Below are 15,237 nucleotides of genomic sequence, written 5' to 3' on the forward strand. Positions count from 1 at the left end.
GCGCGCTCCGGCCCGGCGTCGTCACCGTGAGTGATGACTGCCGCGAATACCTGCGAATAGGTTGAAGCTTCAAGATCGCCTAGATAGAGTCGCGCCGCAGGTTTCGTTGATCTAAAGGGGGCCTCAGTGCGAGGGCGTGTGCCGGTGGCCGCCAGTCTGGCCGCCGTGGTCCTGCTGACGCCGGTGACGGGCGCGCAGGCGGATCCGAAGCCCACAGTCGCGCAGGCCAAGGCGAAGTTGAACAAGCTCAACGAGCAGGCCGACAAGCTCGTGGACCGCTACAACGCGGCCAACGAGAAGTGGAAGAAGGCGAGGCAGAAGTACCTCGCGATCAACGACGACTACAAGAAGCAGAACGTCCGGGTCGAGGCGCTCCGCTCCGGGCTGGTCTCGATGGCCGTCAGCAGCTACCAGGTCGGCGAGATGGGGTCGTGGGGCGGCGTCTTCTACAGCCCCAACCCCGACGCCATGCTCAGCGGCCTCGCCACGCTCAACCACATGTCGGCCGAGCGGGCCGGGCGGCTCAGGGAGTACGAGGGCGCCATCAAGGACCTCAAGGACCGCCGCGACCAGAGCAAGGTGGTGTACAAGGAGGCCGCCGACGTCAAGAGCGAGCTCGCCGACGAGAAGGAGAAGGTCGACAAGCTCGTCAGGGAGCAGATGAAGCTGCTGCGCTCGCTCGGGACGTACAACCCCGGCAATCCCAACAGCGCCGGCGTCGTCTACACCGGGCCGGCGTCCGGCAACGCGCTGTCGGCCCTCCAGTTCGCCTACAAGCAGGTCGGCAAGCCGTACCGCTACGGGGGCACAGGACCGGACGCCTGGGACTGCTCCGGACTCGTGCAGGCCGCGTGGGCGGCGGCGGGCGTGACGCTGCCGCGGACCAGCTACGAGCAGTGGGCCTGGGGCGCGAGCCGCAGGGTCTCGCTGGACGAGCTCCAGCCGGGCGACCTGCTCTGGCACGCCGGATACGGGCATGTCGGCATCTACGCCGGCGACGGCAAGGTCGTGCACGCGCCGCAGACCGGCGATGTTGTGAAGATTGTCACACTCGCCGAGTATCACGCGATCGGAGCCGTCCGTCCCTGAGGGCCAGGCCGTCTCTGTGATCTTTGTGCCTTTTGTGACTTGTGTGACCTGGTTTAGCCGTTGTTGCCGAGATTGTGAGCAGAGTCACACTTAGCCCTTTGCGATGCGGGTAAGCTGCGGTTTCTTCTCCGCCGCCTTCGTTATCCGATCTTTATCCGGCTGGAGGACTTTGCCGAACGCGGCGAGTCCTCGGTAGCTTCTGGGCCGCGGCGAGCACGCCTCGCCGCCGCGCTCCCGGTCCGGCCGGCCGGTCGCGCAGTCATCCACCGTCACCGGCGCTCTCCATCACCCTCCCCCTCGCGGGATCCCCCGGCGCCGGTGGCCTGCCGAGTCCGTGCAGTCAGGAGGCACGGAGCCGGGGAACCATCGACCTTCACGCGAAGGTCCGGGGTGAATCGGCGCATCGCGCGCCGTAGGGCGACTTCCCCGCCCGAACCCGTCAGCTAACCCGGTAGGCGTGAGCGGAAGACCCGAGGAGAGATCCTGTCTACCACCCCCGCTAGCCTGTCCCGTCTTGCCCGAATTGCCCTTGGTGGTGCCGCTTTGACGGCATCCGTAGGGGTCGCCGGTGCACAGCCGGCGGCGGCCGACACGGTGACGGTCACGGTCGTCAAGACGGCCACAGCCACGAAGACGGCCACGGCGAAGAGCGCGAACAGCGCCGCCCGCAAGGCCGCCGCGAAGAAGCAGCAGACCAAGAAGCGCGCCGCCAAGCGGAAGGTCACCAGGGCCGCGCTCCAGCGGGCCAAGGCCCAGCGCGCGGTGAAGGTGGCCGAGAAGCAGATCGGCGACCCCTACCGCTACGGAGCCACGGGACCGGGCGCGTTCGACTGCTCGGGCCTGGTCCAGTACGCCTGGCGCAAGGCGGGCGTACGGCTGCCGCGCACGACGTGGTCCATCCGCAGCGCGGTCAGGAAGAAGGTGTCCTGGGGGAACTTCAAGCCCGGTGACCTGATCTTCACCAGCGGCGGCGGCCACGTCGGCATGTACGTCGGGCACGGCAAGATGATCCACGCTCCGCACAGCGGCACGCGGGTCCGGATCGACAAGCTGGACGCCTACCGGAGGAGCACCTTCGTGGGTGCCGTCCGCCCCGGCGTCTGACGGGCACCGGTCACCAGCCCCCTCGACCGGCGCCGTCCTCACGGCCCCGTCCACCTCGCCGAGGTGGACGGGGCCGTGACACGTGCTGGCTAGCATGCACGGCGTGACTGCCACGAGCGGCGTGCCCGGGGGCGTGCCCGGCGTGCGCGCCGAGGCCGATCGGCGCCGGCCTGAAGTTCCGCCCCACGGGGTCGGCCGGATCGCGGCCGTGGCCGCCGCGCTGGCCGCGCTGCTCGCCGGGCCCGCCGCCGCGGCGCCGCCCGACCCGCTGCTCGCCCTGCGGCTGGATGCCCGGGCCGCCGTACGGGAGCAACCGAGCATGTGGACCGGCGCCTCCGTCGCCCGCGGCGAGCGCGCCGTCGTCGTCGGGTCGCCCCGGCCGCTGGTCGCCGAGATCGCCGCGCTGGCCGATCGCGCGGGCCGTACGGTGACGAGGATCTGGGGCGGGTACGGCGGCGCGGTGGTCCTCGTGCCGCGCACCGAGGAGCAGGCCGCCGTGCTGGCCGCGCCGGCGAAGGTGGACGGCCTGGCGGCCGTGGCCACCGGCGGCCGCGTGATCGTGCAGCCGGCCGCGTTCGCCCGCCTGTCCGCGACCGGCCGCCTGGTCGTCGTGACCCACGAGCTGACGCACGTGGCGACCGCCGGTGGCCGCGCCGTGCCGATGTGGCTCATGGAGGGCTTCGCCGACTACGTGGGCTACCTGGACAGCGGGCTGCCGGTCCGTGCGGTCGCCGCCGAGCTGGCCGCCGACGTGGCGGCCGGGAGGGCGGCGCTGAACGCCCTGCCGGGGCCCGCCGACTTCGCCGCCAGGCCCGCCCAGGCGTACGAGGAGGCGTGGCTGGCCTGCCGCTACATCGCCGCCAGGTTCGGCGAGCGGAGGCTGGTCGCCCTCTACCGCGCCGCGCTGCGCGAGGAGATCGGCGCCGCCCTACGGGAGGTGCTCGGGCTGACCGCCGACGGCCTGACCCGCGAATGGCGGTCGTACGCGCGTGAGCGGCTCGCCCGTTCCTGATCACGACAGGGCGCCCGATCTCCACAGGGCGCCTGATTTGCGCAGGGCGCCTGATTTGCACAGCGCGACGGTGGCGGCCGTGGCTGCGACAATGCGTTCCCGGGCGGCGCGCGGGCGGACCGCGCGACCACGCCGGCAGCGGGGGTGAGGATGACGAAGCGGACGCTGATCGTCACGAACGACTTCCCGCCCAGACCGGGCGGCATCCAGGCGTTCGTGCACGGCCTCGCCTCGCGCAGGCCGCCCGGCTCTGTGGTCGTGTACGCCCCGCGCTGGAAGGGATGCGAGGAGTTCGACGCCCGCCAGCCGTACGAGGTGGTCCGTCATCCCTCCTCGCTGATGCTGCCGACGCGCTCGGTGGCGAGAAGGGCGGCGGAACTCGTCGAGGACGGCGCCACCGTCGTCTTCGGGGCGGCGGCGCCGCTGGGGCTGCTCGCCCCCGTCCTGCGCGCCGCGGGCGCGGCCAGGATCGTCATGCTGACCCACGGGCACGAGGCGTCGTGGGCCCGCCTGCCGGGCGCGCGCGCCCTGCTGCGCCGCATCGGGGCGGGGGCCGACGTCGTGACCTACCTCGGCGACTACACGCGCCGCCGGATCGCCCGGGTCGTCCCCGCCTCCAGGCTCGTACGGCTCGCGCCCGGCGTGGACACCGCCGCCTTCCACCCGGGGGCGGGCGGCGACCGGGTCCGCACGTCGCTCGGCCTGGGCGACCGGCCGGTGGTCGTGTGCGTCTCCCGGCTGGTGCCGCGCAAGGGCCAGGACGTGCTGCTGCGGGCCTGGCCGCTCGTCCTGCGGCGGGTTCCCGGCGCGGTCCTGCTCCTGGTCGGCGGCGGCCCCCTCCGGCGGTCGCTGGAGCGTACGGCCGCCCGGGCCGGCCTGACCGGCTCGGTGGTCGTCACCGGGTCCGTCCCCTGGGCGTCCCTCCCGGCCTACTACGATGCGGGCGACGTGTTCGCCATGCCGTGCCGCAGCAGGTTCGGGGGGCTCGACGTCGAGGGCCTCGGCATCGTCTACCTGGAGGCGTCGGCGACCGGGCTGCCGGTGGTCGCGGGGTCCTCCGGTGGCGCCCCCGACGCCGTACGGCACGGCGAGACGGGCCTGGTGGTCGACGGCGCGTCGCACACGGCGGTGGCCCGCGCGCTGTGCGACCTGCTGGCCGACCCGGCCCGCGCCCGCGCGATGGGCGAGCGGGGCCGGGCCTGGATCGAGGAGGAGTGGCGCTGGGACCTCGTCGCGGCCCGGTTCGCCGCACTTCTGTGACGCGAGGCCGCCTCAGCCGGTGAACACCTCCACGAGCAGGAAGCCGTTCAGCGCGCTGATCACGGCGGCGACGACGACGCCGGCGACGGTGGTGAGGCGGCGGTTGACGAGGTCGCCCATCAGCTTCCTGCTGCTGGTGAACGCCACGAGCGGGACCAGGGCGAACGGGATGCCGAAGGACAGCGCGACCTGGCTCAGCACGAGCGCCCGCGTGGGGTCCACCCCGGCGGCCAGGACCGCCATGGCCGGGAGCATCGTGACCAGCCGCCGCGCGAGGAGCGGTACGCGGCGGCGCAGGAACCCCGCCATGATCACCTGCCCGGCGTAGGTCCCCACGCTGGAGGAGGCCAGGCCGGAGGCGAGCAGGGCGAGCGCGAACGCGACGGCCGCCCCGGGGCCGAGGACCTGCCCGAGACCGGCGTGGATGGCCTGGAGGCTGCCGGGATCGCCGCCGCCGAAGGCGGCGGCGGCCACGGTCAGCATCGCCATGTTCACCAGACCGGCGGCGCCGAGGGCGACGGCGATGTCCATCCGGCTGGCGCGCACGGCCTCCCTGCGCACATCCTCCCTGCGCACATCCTCCTCGGGCCCGCCGTGCGCGCCCTGGTGCTGGGTGAGGGCCGAGTGCAGGTAGACGACGTGGGGCATGACGGTCGCCCCGACGATCCCGGTGGCCAGCAGCAGGCTGTCGGTCCCGGCCAGGCGGGGCACGAAACCGCCAGCCACACCGGCGAGGGACCCCGACAGCAGCACCTGGTAGGCGAAGCCGGCCAGGACCACCGCGAGCATCGCCGCGACGGTCGCCTCGAACCGGCGGCGTCCGCGCGGCGCGAGCATGAGAAGCAGCGAGGAGACGACGGCGGTGATGGCGGCGGCCGGCAGCAGCGGCACGCCGAACAGCAGGTTCAGGGCGATCGCCCCGCCGATGAACTCGGCCAGGTCGGTGGCGGCGGCGACCAGCTCGGCCTGCACCCACAGCGGCAGGCTCACCCGGCGCGGCAGGTGGTCGCGGCACAGTTCGGGAAGGTTGCGGCCGGTGGCGATGCCGAGCTTGGCCGAAAGCGCCTGCACGAACATGGCCAGCACGTTCGCGAGGGCGATCACCCACAGCAGCATCGTTCCGTACTGCGCGCCGCCCGCCATGTTGGTCGCGAAGTTGCCCGGGTCGATGTACGCCACGGAGACGACGAAGGCGGGACCGCACAGGCCGGCCAGCCGTGCCAGGCGGCCCGGCGTAGCCCGCCCCCCGGCGTGAACGGCGGGCGCGGGCCCGTTCAGGGGACGGCGGGAGTCGAGCACGAAAGCCTCACAGGAAACACGAAAGCCTCACAGACAAGAGGTCTACGGCGGGCGGCGCACAATGCCGGCCTGGGCGCGTTCTCCGGCCGGCGGTGGCAGCCCCGCGACGCGAGTACGGCACACGCGGAACGGCGCAGGTGCCGCGGGGTGAGCGTGGCGCGGTGGAAAGAGCGGAGGCCGGTGTCCGACCGGCCTCCGCGTGCGCTCACCACCTCGGCGGGGCTCGGTCAGGTGAGCTTGTCCTTGAGCTTGCCCACGGGGCCCACCTCGGTGCCGAGGGCGGGGCTCTTCGGCTCGCCCATGCTGCCGTCGTAGGTGTCGTACAGCTTCGGGTCGGGCGGCGGCGCCATGGCGAGGTCCCCGAGCGGCTCCGGGTTGAGGAGATAGGCGAACTGGTGGCGGCCATCGGGCTGCGGCCCGCTCGCCCAGCCGCCCGCCTGGGCCTCGGCGCCGTCGGACAGGTCCCAGATCGTCTCCGCGTGCTCGGCGTACTCCTCGTCGAACAGCGCGTTGGGCACGACGACGTCCTCCAGGCCGTCTGCCTGAAGTTCCTCGATCGCCTTCAGCCACAGGTTCTGGTGCAGGGTGTCGCGGGCCAGGTTGAACTTCAGCATGTCCTTCACGCCCGGGTCGTCTGTCATGTGGTAGAGCCGGGCGGTCTGCAGCCTGCCGTGCGCCTCGGCCGCGACGTTCGCCCGGAAGTCCGCCAGCAGGTTGCCGCTCGCGACGATGTAGCGGCCGTTCCAGGGATAGCCGTTGCTGTCGGCGGGCAGGGGGCCGCCGCCGGCCACGATGGCCTGCTGCGGGTCCATCCCGCCCAGGACCGCGCCGAGCACGGGGTCGGCGGTGGCCATCTTCGTGACCGCGGTGGAGGGCGCGCCTTCGAGGAGACGGGCGACCATCGTGGCGATCATCTCGACGTGCCCGATCTCCTCGGTCGCGATGTCCATGATCAGGTCCTTGTACTTGCCGGGCATCCGGCAGTTCCAGCCCTGGAACAGGTACTGCATCGTGACCGTCATCTCGCCGAAGGCGCCGCCGATGAGCTCTTGGAGTTTGCGCGCGTAGACCGGGTCGGGCTTTTCGGGCTTGGCCTCGAACTGCAGGCGGCGGTTGTGCCGGAACATATGACTCCTTGCGTAGAAAACCACAGGGAGCCGCAGGCCTTACGCGGGCTAAGGGCGCGACCCCGCTGGTACATGTGGCGGGGGGGTCACGCATAAATCCCAACACGTGCCGCAACGGGACCACAGGAGTGACACCTAACGAAGGGTCCAATAGATGGACAGGCGCCGCCCCACACCGCGATTGGGTCTGAAGAACCCGCTGTCCGCGCATATGCGACACACCGGCATGCGCGAGCGGGCCGGGGAAAAGGAGTGGGTCAGGGTTTGCGGCCGATGCCGCCGGCGACGCAGACGCCGCCGAGGTCGAGGGGGTAGCGCACGGGTTCCTCGGGACGCCACTCGGGCACGTGGACCACGCCGGGCTCGACCAGGTCGAGGCCGTCGAAGAACCGCACGATCTCGGACATGTCCCGGGCGCGGCCGGTGCCGAGCATCTGCAGCAGCACCGCCTCCAGTTCGCGCATCTCCGGCGCGCAGGAGCAGAAGTGGGTCAGCTGCATGTAGCTGCCCGGGGCCAGGCGCGCCTTGTAGGTGTCCACCAGGCCGTTCGGGTCCTCCGCGTCGGCGAGATGGTGGACCACGGCCACCAGCAGCAGGCCGACGGGACGGGAGAAGTCGAGGAAGCCCTCGACCTCGGGGTGGCTGAGGATCACCTCGGGCTCGCGCATGTCCGCCGTGATCACGCGGGTGCGCTCGTCGGTCTGCAGGATCGCCCGCGCGTGGGCCAGCACGATGGGGTCGTTGTCCACGTAGACGACCTTCGCGGCGGGGTTGATCCGCTGCGCGACCGAATGGGTGTTGTCCATCGTGGGCAGGCCCGAGCCGATGTCGAGGAACTGGTCGATGCCCTGCTCGGCCATGTACTTCACGCCGCGGAACAGCATGGCCCGATTGTTGCGGGCGCCCTCGCCGCGGTCGGGGAAGTGCCGCATCCCCTCCATGGCGACCGCGCGGTCCACCGCGAAGTTGTCCTTGCCGCCCAGGAACGCGTCGTACACCCGGGCGATGCTGGGCTTGGTCGTGTCGATTTCCGGAGGGAGGTAGTCGGGGTCGCGGTGCGTCCGGTTCCAGCTGCCGACCCTGTCGCCCATCGCCCGCCCTTCTCCAGTCATCGATCATGGATGCGTCTGGAGCATAACCAAGCGAAGCGCAATATTGCGGACCATTCGCGATATTTTCGGCGGTCTACGAGGTCGATCAGGCATCGACGCACGTCGTCTCCGCCCGGCCGCGCAGAAGATCCGCGCCAATCACTGCGATCCGGTCGCCCCAATCACCGCAAGTCCCAGGCCGTCCGGTCGGTATCCGCGCCCGCGCACCGCCGCGTCGGAACGGCGCGCCGAGACGACCGAAAGTTTTCCGAGACTTCCGACACGTTTCGGCGCGCCCGCTCGATCAGCCGCCGTACAGCTCGTCGATCTGCTTGGCGAAGTCGCGGGCCACGACGTGCCGCTTGATCGACTGCTTCGGCGTGACGTGGCCGGTCTCCTCGCTCAGCTCGATGTCGAGGATGCTGAACTTCTTGATCTGCTCGGCCTTGGAGACCATCCGGTTGGCGTCGTCCACGGCCCGCTGCACCTCGGCGACGACCTCCGGGGCGGAGCACAGCTCGGCCGTGGAGGCGCCGGAGCGGCCGTTGGCCTCCTTCCACTGCTCCATCGCCTCGTGGTCGAGGGTGACGATCGCCCCGATGAACGGTTTGCCGTCGCCGACGACCATGACCTGACTGATCAGGCGGTGCGCCCGGATGGCGTCCTCGAGCGGCGCGGGCGCGACGTTCTTGCCGCCTGCGGTGACGAGGATCTCCTTCTTGCGGCCGGTGATGCTCAGGTAGCCGTGTTCGTCCAACCGGCCGACGTCCCCGGTGTGGAACCAGCCCTCCGGGTCGATCGCCTCCTTGGTGGCGCGCTCGTTGTTCCAGTAGCCGTCGAAGACGTGGCGGCCCTTCACGAGGATCTCGCCGTCGTCGGCGATGCGGATGCTCACGCCGGGGAACGGCTTGCCGACCGTGCCGATCTTGTTGGCGCCCGGGATGTTGACGGTCGAGGGCGCGCTGGTCTCGGTCAGCCCCCAGCCCTCGAACACCTCGATGCCGACACCCCGGAAGAAGTGGCCGAGCCGCTCGCCGAGGGCCGAGCCGCCGGAGACCGCCGCCGTCAGCGCGCCGCCCGTGGCCGCCCGCAGCTTGCCGTACACGAGCTTGTCGAAGGCCGCGTGCTTGAGCCGGGCGCCGAGGCCGGCCCCGCCGGAGCTCTCGGCCTTGCTCCACTCGATCGCGGCCCGTACGGCGGCGTGGAAGATCTTGCCCTTGCCCTCCGCGTTGGCCTTCTGCTCGGCGGCGTTGTAGACCTTCTCGAACACGCGCGGCACGCCCAGCAGGAACGTGGGCTTGAACTCCCGCAGGTCGGGGGCCACGTTCTTCATGTTCGGGCTGTGCGCCAGCACCGTGCCGGTCTCGATCAGGACGATCTGGATGAGCCGGGCGAAGCTGTGCGCCAGGGGGAGGAAGAGCAGCGCGGCCCGGCCCTCCACGTCGAACAGTGTCTCCAGCGGCCCGTGGGAGACGTTGCGCGCGGTGAACAGCAGGTTGTCGTGGGTCAGGCGGCAGCCCTTCGGCATGCCGGTGGTGCCGGAGGTGTAGATGATCGTGGCGAGGTCGCGCCCGCCGCGGCTCGCCCTGCGCTCGGCGAGCGTGTCGTTGGTCACGTCCGCGCCGAGGCGCTCCAGCTCGGCGAACCCGCCGTCGCCGACGCGCCACAGCAGCGGCAGGTCGGGCACGGCCTCGCGGACGGTCTCCTCGTGCGCGGCGGTCTCCACGAACGCGGCCTTGGCGTCGCTGTCGGTCAGGATCCACTTGACCTGGTCGGCGGAGGAGGTCTCGTAGATCGGCACCCCGACCGCGCCCGCCGCCCAGATGGCGTAGTCGGCGACCGTCCACTCGTAACGGGTGCGCGACATCAGCCCGACCCGGTCGCCGGGCTCGATCCCGGCGGCGATCAGTCCCTTGGCGACGGCCGCCACCTGGTCCCTGAATCGCGCGGCGGTGACCGGCGTCCACGGCGCGGCCGGGTCCTCGCCCTCCTTGCGCCGGATGACGACGGCGTCCGGCTCGTCCACGCCGCGCTGGAACACCACGTCGGTGCAGTTCGCGGACGGAGGCACGTCCACCAGCACGGGAACGCTGAACTCGCGCACGGGTCACTCCTTCGCGCACGGCCGCGCGATCCCCGGAGCGCAGGGCGGGGACCGCGTTGCGGGCATAACTCTTCGTGTCTCACCGGACGCTACCGCGCGAAGTTACGCATGGGTAGGTCCGTCACCCAGGCGTTATCCAGGGACAAATCGACGCTATCAGTGTCCCCCGCGCGGCGGGCCCGACACCTTTCCGTTACCCAAGCGGATGCTAGGTAAAGCGGCCGTTACCATGTCCGCATGCGCATCCACGTCGTCAGCGACGTCCATGGCCGGGCCGGCGCGCTCGCCCGCGCGGGCGACGGGGCCGACGCCCTCATCTGCCTCGGTGACCTGCTCCTGTTCATCGACTACGCCGACCACTCGCAGGGCATCTTCCCCGACCTGTTCGGCGCGGAGAAGGCGAGCGAGTACGTGGAACTGCGCACGGCGGGCCGATTCGACGAGGCGCGGCAACTGTCCGCCGGTCTGTGGGCATCCCTCGACGGCGACCCCCGCGACCTCATGGAGGCGGCGGTCCGCCGCCAGTACGAGCGGATCTTCACCGCCATGCCGACGCCGGCCTATCTCACGTACGGCAACGTGGACCTGCCGCGCCTGTGGGCGGACCACCTGCGGCCCGGGCAGCGGGTCCTGGACGGCGAGGTGGTCGAGATCGGCGGGCTGACCTTCGGGTTCGTCGGCGGCGGCCTGCGCACGAAGTACCGCACGCCGTACGAGATCGACGACGAGGAGTACGCGCGCAAGGTCGAGGCGGTGGGCGAGGTGGACGTGTTGTGCTGCCACATCCCGCCCGCCATCCCCGACCTGCTGTACGACGTGGTGGCCCGGAGGTTCGAACGGGGGAGCGAGGCCACGCTGGAGGCGATCAGGAGGACGCAGCCGCGCTTCGCGTTGTTCGGCCACGTCCACCAGCCGCTGGTCAGCCGCACCCGTGTCGGGCGCACGGAATGCGTCAACGTCGGCCACTTCCGCGGCCGTGGCACGCCTTTCGCCCTGGAATGGTGAAGTACGGTGGGCGCATGGCTGATCGCACTTCGTCGAGCATCACGATCGGCGCCGGCCGGTCGACAATCATGGCCGTCATCGCCGACTTCCCGGCCTATCCGGAGTGGGCCGGCCAGGTGAAGAAGGCCGAGGTCCTGGAGACGGGCGCCGACGGCCGCGCCTCCCGGGTCCGCTTCGTCCTCGACGCGGGCGTGATCAGCGACGAGTACGTCCTCGGGTACGACTGGGACGACGACGCGGGCGTGAGCTGGCGGATGGTCGAGGCCGGGAAGATGCTCTCGGGCCTGACCGGCAGCTACCGCCTGACCGAGAACGGCGGCGGCACCGAGGTCACCTACGACCTCGCCGTGGATTTGAAGGTCCCGATGATCGGCATGATCAAGCGCAAGGCCGAGAAGGTCATCGTCGACACCGCGCTGAAGGGGCTCAAGCGGCGCGTCGAGAGCCGATGAGGATCCTCCTCTTCACGGGGAAGGGCGGGGTCGGCAAGACCACGGCGGCCGCCGCGACCGCCACGCTCGCCGCCGAGCGGGGCAACAAGACGCTGGTCGTCTCCACCGACACCGCGCACTCGCTCGCCGACGCGCTCGGCGTGCCGCCCTCGTCCGAGCCGGTCGAGGCCGCGCCCGGCCTGCACCTGCAGCAGGTGGACACCCAGAAGTCGCTGGAGCGGCACTGGGGCGAGTTACGCGACTACGCCGGCAACGTGCTGGCGGAGCTCGGCCTCGACGAGGTCACCGCCGAGGAGATCACCGTGCTGCCGGGGGCCGAGGAGATCCTCGCGCTGCTCGAACTGCGCGAGCAGGCCCGCACCGGCCGCTGGGACGTGATCGTCGTCGACTGCGCGCCGACGGCGGAGACGCTGCGCCTGCTCGCCCTGCCGGAGGCGCTCGACTGGCACGTCAACCGCCTGCTTCCCACGGGCAGGCGGATGCTCAGGGCGCTGTCGCCGGTCATCCGGCACGTCGCCAAGGTGAGCGTGCCCGAGGGCGAGGTCGTCTCGGCGGGGGAGCGGCTGCACCGCGGCCTGCTGGAGGTGCGCGCGCTGCTCACCGGCGACGACGCGTCCGTGCGGCTCGTGCTGACCCCCGAGGCCGTGGTCGTCGCCGAGGCCCGCCGCACCCTCACCTCGCTCAGCCTGTACGGCTACCGCGTCGACGCGGTGATCGCCAACCGGGTCTTCCCCGCCGAGGGCGCCGACGAGTGGCGGCTCGGCTGGGTGGAGGCCCAGGCCAGGCAGCTCGCCACGGTGCACGAGTCGTTCGCGCCGCTGCCCGTCCTCACCGTCCCCTATCTTCCGGCGGAGCCGGTCGGCACCGCCGCCCTCTCGGGCCTCGCCGCGCGGATGTACGGAGACCGGGATCCCTTCGCGCGCCCCGACGTCGAGCCGCCGCTGAGGTTCACCACCGACGAGCTCGCGCTGTCCCTGCCGCTCGCCGACCGCGACGACCTCGACCTCGCCCGCAAGGGGGACGACATCATCGTCACCGCCGGGTCCTACCGGCGCGTGATCGCCCTGCCCGCAGCCCTCGCCCGGCGTGAGATCTCCTCGGCCGCGCTCCGGGACGGCCGGCTCCGGGTACGGTTCGAGGCAGGAGGGGCGAAATGACGGATTCCAACGACACCACTCCGCGCAGCCAGGACCCGCTCGGGTCGGCCGCGGAGGAGGCGATGAAGCTGCTGGACGCCGTACAGCGGCGGATGGGCCGGGAGTTCGGCAAGGGACTGGTGAAGGGCGGCGTGAGCGGCTTCGGATCCGCCTTCGGCGGCTCCGGCGCGAGCGGCCGGGGCGGCGACGTGTGGAGCGAGGCCGTCTCCGAGGAGCACGACGAGTACGTCTGCCGGGCCTGCCCGGTGTGCCGGGTGATCGCGGCACGCCGCGAGGCCGGCGGCGACGTCACCGGCCACCTGATCGCGGCGGGCGGAGAGCTGTTCGCGGCGTTCCGCGAGGCGGTCGACGCCCTGCAGCGCCCCTCGTCACGCTCGACCGGGGAGCGGCGATCCGGCGAGCCGAAGGTCGAGCACATCGACCTGGGGAGTGCCTGACAAAGGCTGCCCTTGCGAGCGTGGATCCGGGTGGATGCATCGCAAGGCGGAGGAGGAGCCCATAGCGGAGCTATGGGCGTCTTTCCCGGGCCCCGCGGAAATCCCGAGCCTGCGAGGGATTTTCGCGGGTGGGGCGACAACGCAGCGAGGCGCCGCCTGGGCCACGCGCAACAGGGCTTGATTTGTCGGGCACGACCAAGGGTTGACGGGCCGGTTGGGCGCGGGCGACGGCGGGATTGCCACAACCCGGCTCGATCGGCTTCAATCGGCGCGGCGTGTGGCTCGGGCGGTGGTGACCCGGGCGGAAGCGGATCGGGCGGAAGGAAGACGGCATGGCGCTGACCATCGGCGTGGACGTGGGCGGTACCAAGATCGCGTATGGTGTCGTCGACGAACACGGCGTCATCCTCGAGCGCGGTCTGCGGCACAGCCCGGCGGGCAGCCCCGAGAAGATGGCGCTCACGATCGCCGATGCGGTGACCGAGCTCGCGGCCCGGCACTCGGTCGAGGCCGTCGGCATCGGCGCGGCGGGCTTCGTCGACGAGACCCGATCGATCATCCGCTTCGCCCCCAATCTGGCCTGGCGCGAGGAGCCGCTGCGCGAGAAGGTGGGCGAGCTGGTCGGCCTGCCGGTGGTCGTCGAGAACGACGCCAACGCCATGGCCTGGGGCGAGTACCGCTTCGGCGCGGGCCGGGGCGAAAGTCACGTCGTGTGCGTGACCGTGGGCACGGGCATCGGCGGCGGCATCGTGCTCGGCGGTGAGCTCTACCGCGGACGGTGGGGGATGGGCGCCGAGCTCGGGCACATGCAGGCGGTGCCGGGCGGCCGTGCCTGCGGCTGCGGCAACAGCGGCTGCTGGGAGCGGTACGCCAGCGGCAGCGCGCTGCTGATGGAGGCCAGGAACAACGCGCAGGCCGATCCGGCGGGCGCCGCGCACCTGCTGCGGCTCGGCGGCTCGGTCGAGGGCATCCAGGGCGAGCACGTGACCGAGGCGGCGCGCCAGGGCGACCGGGCGGCGCTGGCCGCCTTCGAGTCGCTGGCCGGATGGCTCGCGCAGGGGCTGGCCGACATGGCCGCGGTCCTCGACCCCGGGTGCTTCATCATCGGCGGCGGCGTCTCCGGCGCGGCGGACCTGTTCGTCGACCGGGTGCGCGAGGAGTTCGCCGCGCGGCTGACCGGCCGGGGACACCGCCCGCTCGCCGAGATCAGGGTGGCCGAGATGGGCCCTGCGGCCGGGCTGGTGGGAGCCGGTGACCTCGCGAGGTTGCGCTGACGGCGTGCTGCGGGTCGCGACCTACAACGTCCGGGGACTGAAAGACGACCGGCGGGCGCTGGTCCGGGTGATCCGCGCCCTGCGGCCCGACGTGCTGTGCCTGCAGGAGGCACCCCGCCTGCCGGGCTGGCGGCGGGAGCGGCGGGCGCTGGCCCGCGCGGCCGGCCTGTCCGTGGCGGCCGGAGGCCGGGTGGGCGGCACCGCCGTACTCATCGCCCCGGCCGTACGGCTCCTGCGCGGGCGCGGGCACCGGCTGCGGTGGTTCGCCGGGCTGGAATGGCGCTCCATCGCGCTCGCCGTCGTGGAGAAGACGGTGGAGAAGGACCGCGAGAGGTATGCCGTGTGCTCGGCTCACCTCGACCTCCATGCGGGGGCGCGCCTGAGTCACGCCGCCCAGATCGTGCCGCTTCTGGAGCGCGCGGCCCGGCAGTACGGGGCCGCGCCGGTGCTCGCCGGTGATCTCAATGAGACCCCCGGAGCCCCGGTCTGGCGTCTGCTCGCAGGCCGCTACACGGACGGTCTCTCCGCCGTGCGGGGCGCTGAGCCCCGGATCGGAGCGGAGGGAGACGACGGCGGGGGCGGCGCGACGTTCCCGGCCCGCGCCCCCCGCGTGCGGATCGACGCGATCTTCACGGGCCCGGGCCTGACCGTCGTGTCGTACGGCGGCGCGGACGTCCCGGCCGAGGACCTGGCCGCCGCGAGCGACCACCGGCCGGTCGTCGCCGAGATCGCCTTCACGCCGTCCGTAGGTGCCTGACGCCGCCGGCGGGCCGGGCGGCGGCCCCGGTTTGCGGCCGGCCGGAGACGGCCGATACGGTCGCGTCCC

The 15,237-nt window shown here is 72.0% G+C and carries 14 protein-coding genes and 1 riboswitch; of the genes, 10 read left to right on the forward strand and 4 right to left on the reverse strand.

Annotation, left to right across the window (positions count from 1 at the left end):
- Positions 1-126: 126 nt before the first annotated feature.
- From IL992_RS08490 to IL992_RS08505, 4 genes are all read left to right on the forward strand, one after another.
- Complete coding sequence (locus IL992_RS08490) at positions 127-1,089, forward strand: C40 family peptidase (protein WP_193202773.1); 963 nt, start codon at positions 127-129, stop codon at positions 1,087-1,089.
- A gap of 314 nt (positions 1,090-1,403) precedes the next feature.
- Positions 1,404-1,558, forward strand: a riboswitch (cyclic di-AMP (ydaO/yuaA leader).
- A gap of 74 nt (positions 1,559-1,632) precedes the next feature.
- Complete coding sequence (locus tag IL992_RS08495) at positions 1,633-2,193, forward strand: C40 family peptidase (RefSeq protein WP_226872566.1); 561 nt, start codon at positions 1,633-1,635, stop codon at positions 2,191-2,193.
- A 103-nt stretch (positions 2,194-2,296) separates the two neighbouring features.
- The gene (locus IL992_RS08500) at positions 2,297-3,205 is read left to right on the forward strand and encodes a gluzincin family metallopeptidase (RefSeq protein WP_193202774.1); all 909 of its coding nucleotides are present in this window, start codon (positions 2,297-2,299) and stop codon (positions 3,203-3,205) included.
- Positions 3,206-3,355: 150 nt separating this feature from the next.
- A complete protein-coding gene (locus IL992_RS08505) occupies positions 3,356-4,465 on the forward strand; it encodes a glycosyltransferase family 4 protein (RefSeq protein WP_193202775.1) in 1,110 nt (369 codons plus the stop codon).
- Between the two features lie 12 nt (positions 4,466-4,477).
- Here the strand turns inward: IL992_RS08505 and IL992_RS08510 are convergent, their stop codons facing one another.
- The 4 genes from IL992_RS08510 to IL992_RS08525 form a co-directional block, all read right to left on the reverse strand.
- Positions 4,478-5,764, reverse strand: a complete 1,287-nt coding sequence (locus IL992_RS08510) for an Nramp family divalent metal transporter (RefSeq protein WP_319018429.1) — start codon at positions 5,762-5,764, stop codon at positions 4,478-4,480.
- A gap of 227 nt (positions 5,765-5,991) precedes the next feature.
- Complete coding sequence (locus IL992_RS08515) at positions 5,992-6,891, reverse strand: manganese catalase family protein (RefSeq protein ID WP_193202776.1); 900 nt, start codon at positions 6,889-6,891, stop codon at positions 5,992-5,994.
- A gap of 257 nt (positions 6,892-7,148) precedes the next feature.
- Positions 7,149-7,982, reverse strand: a complete 834-nt coding sequence (locus IL992_RS08520) for an SAM-dependent methyltransferase (RefSeq protein ID WP_193202777.1) — start codon at positions 7,980-7,982, stop codon at positions 7,149-7,151.
- A gap of 304 nt (positions 7,983-8,286) precedes the next feature.
- Positions 8,287-10,086 carry an AMP-dependent synthetase/ligase gene (locus tag IL992_RS08525; protein ID WP_193202778.1) on the reverse strand — a complete coding sequence of 600 codons (1,800 nt, stop codon included), beginning with the start codon at positions 10,084-10,086 and terminating at the stop codon, positions 8,287-8,289.
- A 237-nt stretch (positions 10,087-10,323) separates the two neighbouring features.
- Here IL992_RS08525 and IL992_RS08530 point away from each other — a divergent pair, with 237 nt between their 5' ends.
- From IL992_RS08530 to IL992_RS08555, 6 genes are all read left to right on the forward strand, one after another.
- Entirely contained in the window at positions 10,324-11,091 is a 768-nt protein-coding gene (locus IL992_RS08530) for a metallophosphoesterase family protein (protein WP_193202779.1), read from the forward strand.
- 14 nt (positions 11,092-11,105) lie between these two features.
- Positions 11,106-11,543 (forward strand): SRPBCC family protein, encoded by a 438-nt coding sequence (locus IL992_RS08535; protein ID WP_193202780.1) that lies wholly within the window; start codon positions 11,106-11,108, stop codon positions 11,541-11,543.
- Positions 11,540-12,700: an ArsA family ATPase gene (locus IL992_RS08540; RefSeq protein WP_183539471.1), complete on the forward strand. Its 1,161-nt coding sequence runs from the start codon at positions 11,540-11,542 to the stop codon at positions 12,698-12,700. Before IL992_RS08535 ends, IL992_RS08540 begins: the two co-directional genes overlap by 4 nt.
- Positions 12,697-13,137, forward strand: a complete 441-nt coding sequence (locus tag IL992_RS08545; protein WP_193202781.1) for a DUF5304 family protein — start codon at positions 12,697-12,699, stop codon at positions 13,135-13,137. The genes IL992_RS08540 and IL992_RS08545 overlap by 4 nt, the downstream gene beginning before the upstream one ends.
- Positions 13,138-13,469: 332 nt before the next feature.
- Positions 13,470-14,411, forward strand: a complete 942-nt coding sequence (locus IL992_RS08550; RefSeq protein ID WP_193202782.1) for an ROK family glucokinase — start codon at positions 13,470-13,472, stop codon at positions 14,409-14,411.
- A gap of 4 nt (positions 14,412-14,415) precedes the next feature.
- The gene (locus tag IL992_RS08555) at positions 14,416-15,168 is read left to right on the forward strand and encodes an endonuclease/exonuclease/phosphatase family protein (protein ID WP_193202783.1); all 753 of its coding nucleotides are present in this window, start codon (positions 14,416-14,418) and stop codon (positions 15,166-15,168) included.
- Positions 15,169-15,237 lie beyond the last annotated feature (69 nt).

The organism is Microbispora sitophila, assembly GCF_014892245.1.
Taxonomy (GTDB): Bacteria; Actinomycetota; Actinomycetes; order Streptosporangiales; family Streptosporangiaceae; genus Microbispora; species Microbispora siamensis.